Below are 20,106 nucleotides of genomic sequence, written 5' to 3' on the forward strand. Positions count from 1 at the left end.
CAATACGCAGGGCTGTTAGAAATGTTCCCATTTCAGCTTATATTGGTATACGAAGCATTCATAAGAGGTTGTGATGTAATGGGAGAATCCACATCTCCAATGTTTACACCTATATTCACACCACGCTTCGTCAAGACCCTTAAATCTTGCAATGCTAGGACTGCCGGCTAACGATTCTCCAGAAAATTTAGCTACCTAAATTCAGAAGAGAAAGAAGCCACAAGACTTAGTCAGCACAACTTGCCCTTGATAATATTTTATAAAAATCCTGGAGCAAGAGGCGAGAATTACCTTGAGTATAGATTCATCGTAGACTTCGATATCTATACGAAGGATGATGTGGGATTGACTGTAAACATCGCTGACCGATTTGCCAGATTTTCGACGACCAGTACCTTGGTATGCCGAAGGGTAGTGTGTTTAATAGGGAGTACGTCACAAGTTCTGAAGACGATACTGACTGGAAACACCTACAAGTATTTCACCCAAATAGTTTTCGCTATTGGGATAGACGAATAAAGGAGGTTTTTTGAATGAAAGTTACTAAAAACAAAAAAATGCTGATTAAAGGTGCAGGTAAATTCATGGCGAAAATCCCGAACTGTGACGACCTCGTTACAATCGGTACGCTAAATAACATGCGTCTAGACATTCAATTGGATATGCAGGACATCGAGGCTGGCGATTCTAGCGTCGCTCTGGACACTTTGCTGCGTAAGAAGACAATCGACATTACCGCAGAAGCGGCTAAGTTCGATCTCAACCTTGTTAGGTTGGTACTTGGCTCAAAACTGCGCGAAGGTGTCTCAGGTTCTGCTTACAGTATGGTTACTGAGACTTTCGTAGTTCCTTCTGCATCTCCATATCAAGCAGAACTGACTCAAGTATCTATCGCTTCTCCTGCACCTAAGTCCTTTGAGGGTGCAGTGGGCGGTACAGACCTGAGTACAGACGTGACGATATCCGGTCAGAACGTAGTGTTCGACATGGCACTGGCAGGCAAGACAGTTGTCATCGTCTACGCTGTGGCTCTAACGGGTATTACTCCAGACCCTGATGGCTTTGTATGGGTTCTGGAAGAGAAGCACAACGTTAAACAAAATGGTTCTGAATTCACTACTGATCTTGTTTATGGTGCTTCGCTCAATACAGACCCTCAGATATCCGTCCGTACCCTGCAAGGTAACGTCCTTCTGAAAAAAACGGTCAATCCTAATCCTACGGAAGACCAATATGTAATTAGTGGCGGCACGCTGAAGTTCAACTCGGCTATGAAAGATGTAGACATTTATGTTAACTACAAGCGTAACGAAGTTGTCGATATCCTCGATATCACAACCAAGGACATGCCGTTGACAGTTCACGTTGTTCATGACGGACAATTCGAACAGAAAGATGGTACGATTCAAGGTTATCAAACTGAGCTGTACCAATGCCGTGTGAAGTCCAACTTCACTCTCGACGCACAACGTCAACAAGCTTCCACACATAGTGTAACTCTAACTGTAATCGACCCTGAACGCTTTGACGGTAAGCTTGGTTCTATCAAGCGTTACGAGGCAGGTTCAGCCCAATCGGTAGATTGCTAATCATTAGACTCCCCTCGGGGAGTCTTTTTACATACAAAATGTTATAGCCTTGGCTTACTCACTTAGAATGTCCTATGAGGTGATTACAAGGATTCCCCCACCTTGTCGTCACTTCGATTAACTGATTCTTGGGGGAGAATTTAAAGGGGGATTGTAAAGTGAGTGAACGAGATTTAGTAATTCCAAGAGCAGATAGTACTGTGACCAAAGAGATTGCCAGTCAAGTTGAAGAGCAGACACAAGAGGCGGTAACTGAAAAAGAAAAGAATCCTTTGACACAAGAGGAAGCAGAAGTGTGTGAGAAAGTATTCTTTGAAGAGGACGATAAGGTTCGTTTACGTGACGGCAAAACTTACAATATTCCACCATTAGGTCTAATGGATGCTCGAAAGCTAATGAATAAACTTAACACGATTGATTCTGGTGTAATCATCGCTAACCTTATCCCTGAAGACGGGGATGATAGATTTGACGAACTGCTTGATGTGCTACTAATGGCATTTAAACCGTACTACAACCACATGACGGTCGAACATCTTGGAAATTACGTTGATTTGGAGACGGCTAAGAAAATTATCGACTGCATGATTGGTCTCAACGGGCTAAAAAAGTCCATGTAACCACACAGGTAGAGGAAGAAAACTATGACAGCATGCCGCCTGTCAATTGGGCAAATATCTTCTTCAAGCTCGCCCACTACTGCCACTTGAAAAAGCAGGATGTATGGCAGTTAACCTTACCTCAGTTGGGTTATTACCTGGAACAATGTAATGAACACATTGAATTTACTATCAAAGTTTCTAGTATGTCTCTCGGCGGGTTGTTCGGTAGCGGTGTTCCTTCCAACGAAGATTCCAGCGGTGGTGAGGAAGAAACAAGAACCGACGGTAACTACGTGAATGGTTATAAAGTAGCCGATGCGGAAGACATGAGTTTCCTTGCACAGTTATTATAAATTCTCCTGCTCTGCTTCCTTCTAGGGAGGGGCAGGAGTTTTATTTTATGAGGGTGGTGAGATTATGAAAAATATCCAATCTGATGTGATTTTAGAATTTCAGAAATCCATTGAAAACATGACCCGATTGGGACAGGAGATGGCAACTCTCGATGCTCAATTTGGTAGATTAGACCAACGTATTGACGCAATGCGGACATCTCTGTCTGGCCTGCAATCCCAGGTTTCTCGTGGAACTGATGGAAATATTACAGAATCATTAACTAAAGGACTTAACAACTTTATTGCAGGAAACGAAATTTTTCTTCAGCAGTTAGGTTCGACAGGACTGACCGTTCAGCGTGAGACTCTACAAGGCATCTTCGGTAAGATAGAGGTCGAAATTAATGAAGAGTTACGTAAGCATGTCCGTAACATGAATGTTGAAATAGACTCTAGCTATGCCAAAGGGCAGAAGCTACCTATCAGCAACGAAGATTTCAATGAAATCAACGAGGAAGTCGCTAAGGTTGTAAAAATGCAAATCCATAACCTTATTAAGGTTATTCAAAATCACACAGCAAGTCTGACTGGACCTGACTCTCTCGAAGGTTTACAAGTTACTGTAGGCAAGAACACCATCATGGCGTTCGTCAATAAAATCAAGCAAGAGATTCTGAATAAGCTTGAGAACCCATATGTAGCGAATTCTAGTGACTTCATAATTACCAAAGAAGACTTGAACAAAGCAATCAAAAATGTAAAAGAAAAGCTGTTGAAGTCGGTAGAAGTGGAAGTACCTGATGTTAGCGGCAAGGAGATCACCGACAATATTAAGAATATCTCGAACGAACTTGAACGTAGTTTTACGGAGTACGTCAACAAAACTGTAGCAGGAATCAACGGGGCGACGGCAGGCAAGCTGGACGTTCCAATACAAAACCTCAGCAATAAAGTCAAGAAGATTATTGCAAGAGAACTCGAAACTACGGTTGATCAATTGGACACTCTTGGAACAGTGGATTTAGGTTCTTTCCGTGGGAATGAATTGAAACATCAACTTGAACGAGTGGCTAAGGCTCTCGACAAGAAAATGAGTAATAGTGTACAGGAAGAGATTGACCAGATAGTTAAGACAATTAACAATGTGGAAATCACGCCTGAACCTAAGCTAAAGCGTCACCTCGTCAACCAAATTAATCATATTAATAATGCCATGATTGATAAAATCCGCGAACAAGTGGATGAACAGGTACAGTCTATCATCCAGGAGATTAATGAAGTCCAGTCAAGACCAAAAGGATTAAACCGAGACGCTAAGATACAGAACGCAGGAGGTCTTGACATTTCTACAGAATCCTATTCCGAGAATGGCAAGAACGACAGCACAACACCAAGTGAAACGGTATCCAACGGAAACAGTTCAAGTCAGGAGAACAGTTTTGCAGGAACAATAAGCAACGTGGCTCTGGAGTCCGCAGTCTCTAACATGATGCGCAACAACATTACAGGTGTTATGGCTGGTGCACCGATGCTTGTTTTGAACCAAGCTGTCGAGACCTTCAAGTCTGTTCAGACAGAACAGATTAAGATGATTCAGAACTTGATGATGAAGGACAAGTACAATAAAGACGAAAATGGAAATGTCCTCAATAGCACCAACATGGCTGGAGTAGAGAATACTGTCAACGAACTACAATCCTTTATTCGACAACAGTCCATGTTTTACGGAACGGACTACCATAAACTTTATCAAGTTGGTGGAGTAGCTTCCGGTTTTCTCAAAGAGCCTGTTGAAATGAAAGAATTCGTACGGGTGACTGCTCAGTTGCAGGCCCTCACCCCTGGTAGTGACCCTCTTAAAATTGCAAAGGGTCTTGAGTCAGCAAAGTCGCAGTTCGGCCTTGAGATGTCCGACATGGAAGATAAGGTGGCACATCCGATAGCAGCAGTATCTCAAGTCACGAATACCAGCGTCGAGGAACTTTTCGACATTATAAAAAGATCCGGTTCTGCTTCTAATAATACCAAAGTTGATTCTGAGACAGCTATTGTAATGGCTGGCGCTTCCAACCAATCTCCTGCAATAGAAGGGACAAATGTCAGTCATTTCTACAATTCCATTGTAGAAAGATTACAGCCTTCTAACTTGCTGAACAAAATGGATAAGTTGGCTGTTGACCCGAACTACGGTGATGATGGCGAGAAAGTAGCTGCCAAGCTTCAGTCTCCTGATGCCATGAAGAAACTGCAGGAACTTGGTCTTGCGAACGTTACGGATACAGGAGGACAACTCCTAGTTCCAGCAAAGGAACTCTTCAAATCCATCTCTCAAAAGTTGTCCGGTGCAGACAGTCTAACAGTTCGCAACACAGCTGATACCCTGTTCGGTACATCGCAGTCCTCAAAGGGTGCTGCGGCAATGCACGAAGTCATGAACACGTTCGTCAAGGTAATGCAAGTTACTGATAACTTCAATAAGTCCCAGTACGAGAAAATGATTATGACTTCACTAGACAACCCTCTTGTCAACACTAAACGAGCAACACAAGGGACTACCATTGCCTTTGATGCTATCGTTCAAGAAATGACTCCTGCCATAAATAAAGTGTCCTATGCCCTTATTAACATGGCAGAAAACGTGGCGAAGAATGCTCAGATATTTGTAGCTTTGGGTGATGTACTCTCGAACGTGCTGCTCGGAATGCTAATGCTCAAAGGTATAAAGTGGGGAGCTGGAAATCTAGGTATTAGAAGTAACTTTGAGAGTGAGACTGCACGGACTGCTTTCCTAGATAACATGAAAGATGTAAGTGTTGATAGCGACTTCAAGAAGTTAAATCGACAAGAGGTAGCTGCTATGCAGCAAGATCCACTGCTGAATCGATATGTTCAGGAACTGAATGGTATGTCGGAAGAACAGAGTAGACACTTTAAAGATTACATTTCTGAAAAGAAAGTTGATATAAAAGACATTCCAACTCTGTTTACTACGATGGACGAAGCTAAGAATTGGGAGAAGCAGACGGAGTTAACAGACGATGAAAAATTCGACCGGACAAGGCAGTACAACAACCGTCTGAGCACAAGAGCTGAATTGGCTAGTGTTATCAACCCTAGCCTTCTGACCAGGCTGAGCAATAGTACAGCTAGTCAGGGAACATTCGGAACCTACAGAGCAAACGTATCTGGATACACCGAATTGACTGATAGAATGTCCCAAATGTCTCAAGGAGATTTCAATGGATTTGAAGACCACTTGGTAGACAGACAGCGCAATGGTTTACCTCAAATTAATGATATTCAGAGTCTTAGTCGTGCGATGGATGACTATCAGAATAGTCAAAGGGAAATTGCCACATCTGCACGACGAGCCTCCCCTGAATTTGGTAACCTATCCAACGCAGTGCGTGGAATGAACTCTGCATTATCTCAGACTACATCCCTGAAGACTGGTTTCAAACAGTTCTTGAAGGACATTAAAGACTTAGGGAGAGGTGCGCTGTCTTCGATAAAGAACTTGGCGGGCGGTATTGCTAAGATGGCACTGGAAATAGCAGGGGCAATTGGGCTTGCTCAAGCGGCTAAGGGGTTGTCTGAATCGTACCTGTCAACCGACGACCAAAGACTTTTGGCTAAAGCTGACGACCGTGACAACGACCTGAAGGGAATGGCTAACAAAGTAGATGCTTTGGCCGAAGGCGGTTGGGCGCAGACACGTAATAACCTGACAGGGCTATTCTACTCTGCTATGAATGGAGTCACGTCTACATTCGATGGAACTCCGTCTGAATTTGGTTTATTCGAATCTAGTGGTAACCCTTTTACCACTCTTTTCAAAAGCAGTGTGACCAACGACGATTTCGGCATGATGGGCGAAATGATGAATTACTTCAAGTTCTACGGAGGAAGTCAGGAGGACTTCTCTAAGTGGCTCAAACAGCGAGAAGAAAGTGGAGGGCAGACTGTTGAGGAAGCCGTTGCTGAGTTCAATAAAAACTCTGGACGTTCTGCGGTAACGAAAAAGATGCGTCAGGAAGCCTTTACCAAGCAGTACGAAGCCTCAAAATTGGCTGAAAAAGAACAGAAAGAGCTCCAAGATATCGCTACGAAAGAGTATGAGAAGAAGTACAAGGAGGGTGCTGTTGAGCTCTCTTCCATTGATACTGACAACGTACTTAATCGTGTCACTGACAATCTGAAGGGGATTAAAGATTCCAGCCAGATCGAAACCCTCCGTTCTCTCATGAGCGGGATGAAGACCGACTCCGACGAGTACATTGCGATGCGTAAAGCACAAGCGGCATCCATACGTCAGGTATTGAATGATGAATTGGCTATCATTGATCAGTATATCCAAAATGCAAAGACGATTATGGAAACTTCTGATCCTGAGTCGCAAGAGTATCAAAATGCAAAGAATGCCTATGATTCCTTTACATCGGCCAGAGACAAAGTAGCCAATGAAGGTGAGGCAGAAATTCTACAGGAAGAATGGAACAACCGTCAGGAAACATACCAAGGTCAGGTTCGCAAGGTAAATAACAGTCTGTCAAGAATTGATCTTCTCGCTCAGGCAAAGGAATTAGCCGCGGCATACAACATGGATACTCAGTCTCAGGAATATCTGGATACCCTGAAACAAATCACCCTGAATAAGTTGTCTGCGATGAAGTCCGAACTCTCCAACCTAAAAGCAATCGAATCCATCGGGGATCTCTCCGAAGACCAAGCAACGCAGGTTTTACAGCTTCAGAATCAAATTGCCAACGAGCAAGCAAGAATTAAAGAATACAACCTTGCATCCATCGGTCTAGGTACTGCAGAAATTCAGAAGAACAATTCGGAACGCGAGAACAGGCTACTGGAACTCAAACTTCGTGCTGGAAACCCTGATGACTCTTCCCCAATACTACGTAACAGACGTATCGCCAACGCCAAGGAAGAGGTATCCGAAATCAATCAGGTAATTACTGACCTGAAGGCTAGGCTACCTGCGGCAGGAGCTGACGAGACCTATAAGATTAATCAAGAAATCCGCGACTTGCAAAAGCAATCTTTACAGACTCAGTTAGGAATCTTGAGTGAAATGAAAGCTTCGGCAGGCACGTTCAACATGCCAGATGGTGTACAGGCTATGAGTCGCTACCAGTACCTCACACGGGGGAATACTCATAACACAACTACGATTGGAGCAGGAGACGTGACCGTAAACATCACGCTTCCTAACGTGACTAACGGCATGACATCCAGCCAGTTGCAACAGGTCGGACAGTCCATCGGACAAGGCCTGTCAGTGGGACGTGTGGGCGGTCTTCGTAACCAACAAGCCATGAACCCAATTAACTACCGAAGTTAACAACTCACTCCCCATCTTAAAATGAGGTGGGGAGTTACGTATAGGGAGGTACACTCATGACACAACAAAACAGCCTCTTATCGGAGGATTCGGTTTATAAGAAGAAGCTATTTTACGACAACGGAGTTCAGTTTACACAGGTCAAGGCGAAACTGATTACGGAATATAAGCCTCCAACTCCAGTACTTAAGACATATGTCAATAAGACCCTAGCATCTTCTGCGGGGCTCGTGCAAAATGGTACTTCCCACTATGACGCTACACTTACCATGCTGTTCTATTCCAAGAAGGAATACGCTGATTGGCTTCAGTATATTGGATCACAGCATAAGTATTACGACGAAAAGGGAACAGTTTACATCGGCATCGTAACAGGTGAACCCAATATCAGGACTGCAGAGATGGAAACCAAGTACATCGTAACCGTTGGTATGTCCCTTGTCCGCAAACAGGAGTTCGAGTACAAATACCTGACCGAGTTCATAGACATTGAGAACCATTGGGCAAACAAGTACATCGACAATATGCAACAACTTGGACTTATTGCAACGAATTGGGAAGCAGACGGGGAGTCCGTTGTTAACTTCCGTCCGGACGAAGCGGCCACACGGGCAGAGTCAGTAACGTTGCTTATGAGGACTTATAGATACGTGGATAAATTACTAAGGGGGTATTAAGATGAAACGATGGATTGACGTTGACCCTCTGGATTGGTTCTACCGTGACACCCTCGAGATTACCCGACTGAAGACAGACGGTACAGGTAACGTGGACGTACTAAGCGGCATGACTTATAACGTATTCAAGACAGGTTACGAACGCATGGTTAAGCGTTTTGTAACAGTCAACGGACAGCAGGAGTTCCTTGTTCCTGACTATAAATACCATGCCGACAACCCTATGTTCGTCATGATTAATGGGGTGGAGGTTCTTCCCGAAAAGATTGAGGATGGGAAAGTTACCATGTCCAACCCTTTGTCGGCGGGCATAGAGGTAGTATGTGTCACTTATGGTATTCCTGACCGGAAGGATATTGGTTGCCTTAATACCCCATACAACGGAACATCTGACTATCGGATGCCGCACGGAACGCTAAAATATGCGACCACTTACAAATTTAGTCTGAGCAACCCACCGGAGTCTTGTACGGTGCTTGGTGTAAAGCTGAAGAGGATGATTGTTACTGTGGGGGCTGGAAGCGATGCGGGAGTTGTAATCAGGAATGCTATCGGATTCCAACGGGATGTATTCGTAATACATAAAGGTGAAGTGTACCTTCCTTATATGTATAACGGATTCCCTGCAACCATCGGGTATAACGCAAAGATTAATGGGGTTAATAGACGCACAAGCGAGACGGTAATCGTCGAATCAGGACGGGTGACATATAACGACAGGTTCTTCGGAGACGTTCGCATTCGTCGTGGAGACTTCTTCGCACTCATGAGCCGTATTTATGAGAACCTTCATAACCGATACACTGACCGTGCGTTCGCATATAACTCCACGCCAATGCGAGATATTGCAGATAAAGCTGATATTCAAGCCAATTGGTACAGGAACGATGTACTGACTCTACTGGATGAAAAATACCATGACGGTTGCTACGTGTTCCCTCTTTACACCGATGACAAATTTGAACCTGAAGCATGTATTACTAGAGCGGAAGCTGTAACCTACCTAAACCGATTCATTGAGTGGATTACAGAGAAATATAGATAAGGCAGGTGGGATAAGTGACTTATGTTTCTAACGTGAACTACCCTTCAAGGCAGTTGTTACAAGGAATCATGGAGCGTGTGAATGCACTTGGAAATGAGCCGAAGGTGGTCGTGGAGTTAGACAAAACATCATACGTGCGGGGATTCCGTAGAAAGTACGATGCAGCACAGTACGTAATGGATAGTGCTGTAAGTGACCTTTTGTCCATCGACAAGGCTGAGAAACTTACGGACTACGTTGACGGTACGTTGGTGGAGACCAGCACGGAACTTCGTAACTCCGACTTCTCCATGCCAATCAAGAGCAGTTCGACCATGCACGGACATAAGAACGGGGAGCGTACCATCAACGGCATGTATATCACGGACTTCTTTGAGACCGACCCAAGAAGCACACGGTATGTTGGTCGTGGAGGTAAGCATAAAGGGATTGACCTCGATCTTGCAATGAACGACCCTGTTTACGCTGTGTGGTCAGGTACGGTCACAGTCGCCAGCACCTTAAGAGGATACGGTAGAGTTGTTTATGTTAGCCACGGCAACGGATGGGAGACTCGCTATGCCCACTTAAACAAGATAAGTGTCAGTGTGGGGGATAAGGTTAAGGCAGGAGGCCTCGTTGGTCTAGGGGGCAACTCCGGTACTTCTCGGTCTAATGGGGGAGACGGTTCACACTTACACTTTGAAGTAAGGCTTAACGGTAAGGCACTGAACCCTGAGCAGTTCCTTCGCGGTAAGAAGACCATCCAGACCGCATCCAAAGCTGACCCACGAAACATACAAGATTCTGTTTTTATGGATGCTTCGGTTATGGCTGATTCATCGACTTCTCATGTGGAATACAACATGGAAGCTACGGCATATGTCGCTGATTGCCCCGGCTGTATAGGAATCACAAGAGGCGGCACTGACGTTCGCACATGGAAGAACTGGAAGATTATTGCCGTTGACCCTTCCATCATCCCCTTAAAGAGTAAGGTTGAACTTGTTGTCGATGGAGTAAGTTGGGGAGAATACCTTGCCGATGATACTGGCGGCGACATTAAAGGAAACCGGATTGACATTCTTTTTGACACGAAGCCTAATGCCCTTAAGTTTGGTAGGAAGCCTGTCGTGGTGAAAGTGAAGTCTTGGGGAGACGGAAAGACCCGTTCAGCGGACACTACCGGTGATACAAGCATCGACAAAGAAATCGTAACGTACCAGTACAACAAGACGACTTCCAAGCAAACCTACTTCAAGGATTTTACAACCAAGAAGACCTCGCTGGATGTTAAGAAGTACACCAAGACTGACGGTGCGGTACAGATGACGGTCATTGACGACGATACTCAGATGAACGTACTCGGATTCAAAGGTACGGGCGGGGCTGGTCAGGCTAAGACGATAGTGTTCGAGCATGACTGGTTTAAGGCAGGAAACCTTGGATGGTCATACTTCTCAGACCTTGAAATAGACGATGTAATTATCGTCAAGGTAAATGATTACGAGGTCGTGCGAATCAAAGGTATTAATGCCAAGAACGGTGTAGCTTATCCACCATCAATCCCAATGCCAAAAGGACATAACGTGGTCGAGATTACGTTTGCCAACTCTTCCAAAGCATCGAGAGGCAAGTTCGGTATCCTTTGGTTGCGGGCTAAAGAGTTTGATGTGGAGACGGTAGAGACAAAAACCTTATGGGACTTTGAGGACAACATGAGTAGCGCCAACAAGTGGACTCCGTACAGCACCGTTGTACAAAAAGACAAAGGTGACTATCAGGCCATCTCAACTAATGGCGACGAAGCAGGTATTGAGCGGCTAGGTAAAATCAAGAAGTTCCCCTTTACGATTAACTTCAGCCTGAAGACTGCGGCGGGCACAAGTGGCAAGCTAATTATCAGCGACGGTACAAAAGGATTCCTTCTGAACATAAAGGATGACCAAATTTACACTAGTGGTGGTGGGACATACCAACTCGATACGGCTGCCGATTTCATTGAGTATACCGTAGTCTGCCATGACCAAACGGACATTGACGTATACGTAAAGCTTAACGATGTTTGGGTTAACACCGGAATCCGTGGGGCGGCGTTCGACTACCCATACCAGAGCAGAATCCTGTTCGCTGTGACGGATGGGACAATTTACCTCGATAGCATCAACTATGCTTCTAACGACTACGCCGTTGAGCAGTTGGCTACAGCTATCGGTGACACCTACAAGGAGAAGTGGTATGAAGTAGGGGAGTTCGTCTTTGAAGAGACGTACACCATCGATGTAGACGTAATGAATTGGGAAATCAATACCCATCTCGATACGACTATTAGCACAGCAAGGATTACGCTGAACAACGCTTCAGGTATCTACTCTCCATTGTGGGAGCGCAAACCGGAGTTTCCAGACGCATTCCGAACGGACAAGTCTCCCCTGAGTTACTACGAAGAAGGAGAACTGCGTCACGTCATTAGTGAGTACACTCCAATCAGGATTTACGCTGGATACGGCGAAGAAGTTGTTCGGGTATTCACGGGGATGATTAAAGGCGAGATTACAGAGAACTCTGCTGAGAAGACTATCTCCTTTAGCTGTGTGGACAGGTTCGACATGCTTGAGGAATTTGTGTTCTACAAGCCGATGCAGTACCCGCCAGAAGAAGCTTATGCGGGAGACGGTGGGGCGTTTGCTTGGATTAAATCAAGCATCGTGGAGGATATCGTTGTCGCTTCTGGATTCACCGCATGGAAAGTTCATGCAGAGGATATGGCTAACCCTGACTACGTGATTGAGGATACAGTGTACACTGACGTAAACAAGGGAAAGAACACATTCATGAAGTTCAACAAGGATACCGGAGAACTAGAAGCCGTTAGTCAAGAGAACATCATGGAAGTGGGTGGCTGGCAGAACCCGTTCGTGGCAAGTGTAACCTTCCCATTAGGTACAAACGCTTCCGATGCCTTGCAGTCTCTCATTCAGGACTTACCATACCGAATCTACTGCGATAGGTACGGGACGTTCAGAATGGAACGCATGGATTTCTTGGATGCACCTGATTGGGCCATGGTCTCGGGAATGAAGTGGGAGTTCATCGACGGCGAGAATCTAATGGAAGTCACTTCTTCTACGGATTACTCCCGTGTTAGAAACCACTTGATGATTTCCGGTACAGCAGGGATTGTCGAGCACTTCTTCGATAAGTCGCTGATAATTGCAACCAAGGGTAATATGCGTACCGCAGGTGCTCAACTGGATTGGATTGAGGAAGTCGATGGCTCTTCAATGCGTGGGCTGAAGGAGGACGTAGCCAACAAGATTTTCTTTGACTATAAACGTCAGGCGAGAACGAAGAATGTGGTGGTCAAAGGGAATCCGTTAATCGAACTACTGGATTCAGTTTATGTCTACGACGCAAAGACATTCACGTCCAGTTACTATTTAGTAAAGGGAAATAGAATGGTGGGCAGTAACGAAGGTATTTTCAATTACCTTGAGTTGACCTGGCAGACACTATCAGAAGTAGGGTAAGCACATATGGGCAGGGAGCACTTACGTCTATGACGCTAATTGTTTCCTGCTTTTTCTTATAATGCCATAGAAGTGAGGTGGATTCTGTGGAGAATAGAAACTTTCTAAACTCGAATGAGATTTATCCCATACTTGACTTAATTCGTAGGGAGATGCAGAAGTCTGGTCTGTATACGGGCGGCGATGACCTCACAATCATAAACAGTGCTCCTGTAGAACCAAATGTAATTAACGTGGAAGCCCGTAGAGAGATGGCAGGATACTCCGCTCTCGTAACCTCAGTGGTTTACACCTATGACAATGGGACTATTGAAGTGCTGACGCTTGAGAGGGACGAGAATCTAATCGTTAACGGCTTCCTTATAGAGATAGCATATCCTTCCAGAATCAACGAGCAAATGGAAGAGGAAACGGATATCGCATCTTTTAGCACCATTAGAGGGACTATTATAAGGGAGAACGGGTTGTTCAGTAATCTGGAACTCGAATATATAAAGGGGGTGTAGTGAATGTCTAGCGGCGCTAATTTTGCAAGTTACTTGGTAGGCGGTAGACTCGACCCTCCTTTTATGCCAACAAAAACAGAGCCGTACATTGAAGGGATTATGGTAGAGTCCCAAATGGCGGGCAAGGTCGAACATAAGCTAACCATTGAAGAAGATTGCGAACTGCTCTCTATTGCAGTAGGCGTATCCAACTATGAAGCAAGGGACTACTGGAACTTGTATGTAGGGGAACGGCTAGTCTGTAAGAACATTTACACAAAGGATTTACCGGAGGGCATGTACTTGACGGCAATCATCCCGTGTAAGCAAGGGACGCAGATTCATTTTGAGTTCTTTAATGAGGGCGGCAAGCCCAAGGTCGTATGGGCAAACTACCAAACTCTCAAGTAGGAAGAAGGTGAATAAATGGCAGATACTTCATATCAACCGACGCCGTGGCTCGACACGACTATCAATGAAGAGTTCCTGCTGGAAGGGCTTGCTGGAATTATGACAGCCAATGGGTGGACAAAGGTTACTGAGTTTACCAAGGTCGTCTACTCTAACAAGCTAACAAAGCCTACAATCAAGCGGTTCTATCTTCCGCTGGCTAACCCTAAAATTGATTTGCCGAAGGTACTCAACGACGATTACTACATTTTCATTGATGGGAAGATTGCCCCAACATCCTATTATACGGCGGTCAAGAATCCAGACGAGACAACCACGTTCACGTTTGAAGCAGGTGTGTCCGGTCAGGTAGCTATTTACTACAGCACAGTCGGGTCCACGGATGCCTTCGACTTCTACGTGACCAAGCATATCATCGTCAAGAACATATCGGGAAACTTATTCGGTATGGCGATGATGGCAAAAGTCAATGAGCAGATTGGACAGACAGGGTGCAAAGTACCATTTGCAATCTACGATAAAAATGCAGATTACGGTACGCAGTTGACACCGCAGGACAGCGGCGTATTCTCATGGGCCATCCAGAAGGCAAACGAAGATGCACTCTTTGAGCGACACACGCTTTACTTTTACCAGCTTGAAAAGTGGATTGGAAATGGGAAGATGTTGGTGGGTTGGGAGAAAACTGATGAACTGAAACGGGTTTCTCTGGACGTAGAGGTGCAGACAAGCATGTGGGGGCTGGACGATAACACGAATGCTCTTCAGTCGAGAATAACGGACGCGTTCCCTCAGATGTATCAATCTCCAATCGTTACAGCAAGGACTCGTATTCCTCAGCTTGAACATACAGAGAAGATTGCTTTCGTGGACGTGAAGTATACGAACTGGTGGGATGATAGCAAAGTGTTCGTCAAAGGATTCATTGACGGAAAAAGTATTATGTTAATCATCTTAGCTGACACTGCTCCGATTTGGGACAGCAATGCCGTACCTGCGATTCCTCTTTACATGGGAGACTTCGACGTAAATGGCCTGACTGAGGAAGTTATTAATCGGGATATCACGTTTGACTTCTACCGGAAGACGACTAAGACCTCGACAATCATCTCAGGAAAGCCAATGGTCAATGCAGGTTCTTATGTAAAGGTTTGGCTCATGGGTGACACGGACGGCGACATGCCTGACGAAGCAGTCAAACTAACCATTGCAGGACAGGAGATTGGTCGGTTCAACACTGTGGGGGCGAAAGAACCGTCAAACAACAAGAATGATGCTCAGTTGATGGGTCAGTTTGATATCACAGGTATCGAGGGTATGTCCTCCGTAACCATTGAAGCAGAAAGTGGGGATGGGGTAAGTGGTTACACTCCGGTATCCGGTCGAATGTTCCTTGAGGTGCATATCGAGACCAATAGGAACGCTGAGGGAGCACCGTCTGCTCTGTTCTCAGGAACAGCGTACAACAAAGAGGGGGCAGACGTAGAAGCCGCACTCAAACAGTCAGCTAAGTTCGATTACGATGATGCGTCAGTTAAGCAAGAGATTCTACTGCCTGTTATGAAGGAATACCCCCACTACCCAAGTAACGGCGTTGACTCAATCATGGTCAAACGTAACAAGTTCGGAGCAAGGTATCAGGCGCATTACCTGTCATGGAATGTACCGTCAAACACTATGCCGCCACCCAGGGAAGATTCTGACGGACACAAGCACCCAAGAGCATGGAAGGATTACATGAATGAACAATACAAGTACCAGTTTAGTCCTTCAAGGTATAGTGGCAAAGCCCATTCATCCCGTGCGCTCCTGGTTCATCCTGAAGATGGCACGTTCGGAACACTGCGAAACGTTATTTTAACGTCTCCCTTAACTATAATGAATGGTGACGAGTTAAAGGCTGTGAGGGATTACTGCGATGACGAGAATAGGTATGAAGTTTATTCCTACTACTTGGTCGAAGGCATCTCGCCACTGACAAAGAGACCTGCAACGCCGTTCAGACCTGCCGCACTAGGCATCCTGAAGGCGGGCTACACTCTCCCTGAGATTCCTCCTGCACCACCTGAGCCACCAGCCTTGATTCTAACCATCGACCCTGCTTACTCAAGTGTAGAAGAGGAAACACCAATCAGGTTTACTTCTATCTACAGTAAACACTCTCCCATTACAAACTTCAAGTGGGAAGTAGCAAGCGATGTGAACAAGGGAAGCTATACGGTCGATAATGCAACATTTACGTTCAACAATGTCGGCACGTATTCGGTCAAGCTTACGGTGTGGAATGAATTAGGTCAGAAGGCAACGGGTACGGCGACCGTATCGGTAACTGCCAAGTACGTTCCACCACCACCTGCTCCACCACCACCCGCAAACACATTGCAGTGCGGTAAGCTGAACGACTCTGGCGGCGGTGCTTACACCGAAAAACTCCATGAGATGGGTAACACGTCTGGACGAGTGGTAATCACCTACAACATGTACGGAGTAGCTGACCGAATGGATGTTTACTATCAGAATCAGTTGCTTGCAAGCACGAACACTGAGGTATCCAATGGCGGTTCGCTTCAGTTCCAGTACAGTCCTGTGGGCGGTGTGACGCAAATTAAAGTAGTGATGAGTTCTAGTTCAGGTTCAGGTTCATCGTGGGAATACTTGGTAAACTGCCCTGTGTAATAACAGGGCTTCATACAAGCAAATAAGTGAAGGGGTGTTATTTAAATGCCATTTATCGACACAACGCCTGCATCTTTTATCCCAAAGGTAACGGAGCAGGATATACAACCGCGTTTGGGCGACCTGCTTGCTACTCAAGGGTGGGAGACGGTAGCAAACTTTAAGAAAGTGACATTTGATTCAGGCATAATGCGAAGCACTTATACCGGACTTGATACTACTGACATTCCGATTTACGTAGCAGAGCATTTCATCTACAAGAACACGGAGGGTAAGATGTTCGGGGTAGCTGTCCTTGGTACTTGGAATCAGAATCTAGGTGTGCTGAGAAAGTTAAACAAGTCCCCTGACACTAAAGCACCTGCTCCTGCGACACTCCAAGTATTCTCTGAATGGGCGACAAACGAGTTCCGTAAGTACCGTTCTCCACAAACCTTGTACTTTTACATGGTCGAGAACCTTGCTGGACTGACTACAAACAACCCTGACATTACATTGCCTTGGCTAAATACCTCAGAACTCAAGAGGGCAGTGTTGGATATCGAAGTTGAAGTTTCAGGTTGGGTGGGCACAGGTGCATCAGCTACTTTTACAGTAACTAAAGCTGAAGGTAATCGGATGCAGTCTCCTATTATGCAAGCTGGTCTTCGGACAAACCTGCTGGAAAATTACTATGATGACACTATCAACTACGCCATTCAGAATACGAACTGGTGGGCTGACTCTGAAATCTCCATTAAAGGTCACTTGAACGGAGAAAGCCTGTTCTTCATCATCCAGTGTGATAATGTACCCGCACCGGAAGGGAATCTTGTTCCAGTCATTCCTCTTTACTTCGGTAAGCTAGATGCTATTGAAGAAGGTGACGATGCTTATGCAATGTTCACGGGTAGTGTGCCTATCGTATCTAGTACAGGTACGGCGGGGCTGACAGCAATCTCCGAATACGACTTTGATGACACCGCGAAGAAGCAACCAAACATCATGCCGCTCATGAAGTCTTATCCTAAGTTCCCTGCGAACGGTTTGGATAACATCATGGTAAGCCGTGGTAAACTAGGTGCTCGTTATCAGGCTTACTACCTGTCGTGGAACGCCCCTGCAAATGCTATCCCTCCAATGCGTACTTCAGTGGATGGTAAGAGAGATTACCCAAGGGCTTGGAACAACGCTGAGAATCCTCTTTACAAGTATTCCTTTAACCCATCCCGATACAGCGGTAAGGTTCACACCTCCAAGCTGTACGTAGTACATCCAGAAGAAGGGGTGAGGGGAGCACTGAAGGATACTATCGCATTGTCGGCGCTGTCCTTTAACGCTAACAAGTTGCGTGTAAAGAAGGAGCATTGCCCTGACGAGTTCGATGTATTCCGTTACTTCTTGGTCGAAGGCGTATCGCCACTGACCAGCAAGCCAGGAACTCAGTACCGCCCAGCGGGTATCGGATTGTACTTCAACACAGTCAATGACGAAGGAGTAGAAGTTACTTCTACGCCCCCAACCCCGCCTGTAAACCCATAAAAAATAAGCCCTGCCGTGTAAAATCGGCGGGGAAATTCTAAACGAGAGGTGATCTATTGTGAGTTGGTTTGATGGAGATTCCACGATTCAGCTATTCCCCAAAGACCTTGAAGCGCTATTTAACTCCAAGGGATGGGATACATTCATTAAGTACCGCTCTGTATCGCAGGACGGTCTCAAGTTCGCAGAAGTCCGCTTGTTCAGGTCTCTTGGCTCGGATAATCAAATGCGTAACTTCGGCATGGTTTACGGCTACGGTAAGAAGAGTACCCCTGCATTGGGTGAGCAAGAGTTTATTTCTCAGAACTCCGTTCTTGGTGAGTTGATTAGAGATGAGACCTTGAATACCAAGTTCCAGTACCAAGTATTCCCTGTAATCGCAGACTCGGCAATTATCTACAAGAACGGTAACGCCGTGCCTTCCACGGATTACTTACTGGATGCAATGAAGGGCGTAGTTACGTTCACTTCTGCTCCTGAACCTACAGACGCAATCACATCCAACTATTCCCCATCCCCAATTGCACCACAACCAGTGAAGCGTATGTACTTCTTCACATTTGATGACGTGCGAGGCGAACGTATTGTACAAGGCGTAAGCGGTACTGTAGTAATCGGAGACCCTGAATCCATTTTACCTGATGGTGACGGAACTAAGAAATTGTTCCCAATCCCTACTGTAGCAACGATTAAACCTGACACTGTTCGGGTTTATGTAAATCAGGTCGAACAAGCCGCAACTAATTACACAGTTGACTACACTAATAATACTGTAACGTTCATTGGAAAAGCACCGGACGCAGGGGCAGAACTTCACGCATCTTACGTTAAAATTCTGAACGCCACAGGAACACAAACCCTGAACTACGGTGATATTATGGTTAAGAACTTTGACCCTGATAAACCTACCGACCTGATGAACGCTGTGTACTCGTCCATTTACTACATCTATCCGTCCTTGCCAACGGCTTTGTCCTTCACTCCGTTGCAGAACTTTGATAGAGGATGGCAACGCGACAGCACGATGTACTTTTGGGGGAATGTGACCAAAGACCGCATTGTAATGTTCTTCCGTCCAGACCCAACTCCGGGCGCAGAGAACACGTACTTCGCTCCATTGTACATCGGGCGGCTGACGACCCTCGGTAAAGCCCCTCGTAAGAACAACGTCATTATCTCCGGTTGCCGTGAAGCCGATGAAGTTGTTTGGAAGAAGGACATGAAGTTGGGTGCAGTTTACGTGGACTACGGAAACAACACTTCCAACGGAAACCGTGGGGTACAGTTACAGCAGTCTATTGGTGGTACGTACTACCAACAGCATTACCTCGCATTCATTACGCACGATAAGAGCATTGATGCGGGCGAAACCCGATTTAACCCATCGGTATATAGTGGCAAGTACCACATTTCTCCGATGTACATTGTTCACCCGAATGATGGCTTTGTAGGCAAGCTGGATGAGTGTTATGCCGTCCACCCTAAGAACATTTCTCAGTTGGATGAACTCGAAGTAGTTGAGACTTCTGACCATGAGGAATTGGGCAAGGGCAACGGAGTAAACAAAGTCTTCCACATGGCTCACTCGCCATCCCTGAAGGATGACGGTACGCCGTTCAAGCTTGAGGTTCAGGTGGATTGTGTAGACCAAACGCTCGGCACGGACTACATGGTTGATATCGAGACGAAGACAATCAGTTTCCTTGAGGGTAAAGAACCTGCCGCTGAAGCGGAAGTTCTTGCTACTTACGAGTACAAGCAACTGTACCGCTACACTTTGGCAGACACACCTGTTAGCCCGTTCACTCTATCTAACATGTCACCGTTTGCTCCAATTGGCCTAGGCATCCTAAAAGAAACGCTTAAAAAGAACTCGTAATCTATAGTATGGGAGGTTGGC

General features: G+C 45.7%; 12 protein-coding genes. All 12 read left to right on the forward strand.

Annotated features, from left to right (window positions below; translation table 11 throughout):
• Positions 1–533 precede the first annotated feature (533 nt).
• The 12 genes from PAHA3_RS10110 to PAHA3_RS10165 all read left to right on the forward strand — a co-directional run bounded on the left by PAHA3_RS10110 (position 534) and on the right by PAHA3_RS10165 (position 20,085).
• Positions 534–1,589 carry a hypothetical protein gene (locus tag PAHA3_RS10110; RefSeq protein WP_062834620.1) on the forward strand — a complete coding sequence of 352 codons (1,056 nt, stop codon included), beginning with the start codon at positions 534–536 and terminating at the stop codon, positions 1,587–1,589.
• Positions 1,590–1,747: 158 nt separating this feature from the next.
• Entirely contained in the window at positions 1,748–2,209 is a 462-nt protein-coding gene (locus tag PAHA3_RS10115; protein ID WP_091020945.1) for a DNA polymerase III subunit gamma/tau, read from the forward strand.
• 32 nt (positions 2,210–2,241) lie between these two features.
• Positions 2,242–2,544 (forward strand): hypothetical protein, encoded by a 303-nt coding sequence (locus PAHA3_RS10120; RefSeq protein ID WP_235431569.1) that lies wholly within the window; start codon positions 2,242–2,244, stop codon positions 2,542–2,544.
• A gap of 64 nt (positions 2,545–2,608) precedes the next feature.
• Entirely contained in the window at positions 2,609–7,882 is a 5,274-nt protein-coding gene (locus PAHA3_RS10125; RefSeq protein WP_062834621.1) for a phage tail tape measure protein, read from the forward strand.
• Positions 7,883–7,938: 56 nt separating this feature from the next.
• Positions 7,939–8,559 (forward strand): S-layer homology domain-containing protein, encoded by a 621-nt coding sequence (locus PAHA3_RS10130; protein ID WP_062834622.1) that lies wholly within the window; start codon positions 7,939–7,941, stop codon positions 8,557–8,559.
• A gap of 1 nt (position 8,560) precedes the next feature.
• On the forward strand, positions 8,561–9,604 hold the full coding sequence (locus PAHA3_RS10135) for an S-layer homology domain-containing protein (protein ID WP_062834623.1): 1,044 nt from the start codon (positions 8,561–8,563) through the stop codon (positions 9,602–9,604).
• Positions 9,605–9,672: 68 nt separating this feature from the next.
• Positions 9,673–13,113 carry a peptidoglycan DD-metalloendopeptidase family protein gene (locus tag PAHA3_RS10140; protein WP_082762868.1) on the forward strand — a complete coding sequence of 1,147 codons (3,441 nt, stop codon included), beginning with the start codon at positions 9,673–9,675 and terminating at the stop codon, positions 13,111–13,113.
• Positions 13,114–13,199: 86 nt separating this feature from the next.
• Complete coding sequence (locus tag PAHA3_RS10145) at positions 13,200–13,619, forward strand: hypothetical protein (protein WP_047843121.1); 420 nt, start codon at positions 13,200–13,202, stop codon at positions 13,617–13,619.
• A 3-nt stretch (positions 13,620–13,622) separates the two neighbouring features.
• Positions 13,623–14,009, forward strand: a complete 387-nt coding sequence (locus PAHA3_RS10150) for a hypothetical protein (protein ID WP_062834625.1) — start codon at positions 13,623–13,625, stop codon at positions 14,007–14,009.
• A gap of 15 nt (positions 14,010–14,024) precedes the next feature.
• Entirely contained in the window at positions 14,025–16,685 is a 2,661-nt protein-coding gene (locus tag PAHA3_RS10155; protein WP_062834626.1) for a PKD domain-containing protein, read from the forward strand.
• 45 nt (positions 16,686–16,730) lie between these two features.
• Positions 16,731–18,206: a hypothetical protein gene (locus PAHA3_RS10160; protein ID WP_062834627.1), complete on the forward strand. Its 1,476-nt coding sequence runs from the start codon at positions 16,731–16,733 to the stop codon at positions 18,204–18,206.
• A gap of 58 nt (positions 18,207–18,264) precedes the next feature.
• Positions 18,265–20,085, forward strand: coding sequence for a hypothetical protein (locus PAHA3_RS10165; RefSeq protein ID WP_062834628.1), 1,821 nt, complete (start codon positions 18,265–18,267; stop codon positions 20,083–20,085).
• Positions 20,086–20,106: the final 21 nt, after the last annotated feature.

The sequence above is a fragment of the Paenibacillus amylolyticus genome (genome assembly GCF_001570725.1).
Classification (GTDB): domain Bacteria; phylum Bacillota; class Bacilli; order Paenibacillales; family Paenibacillaceae; genus Paenibacillus; species Paenibacillus amylolyticus_A.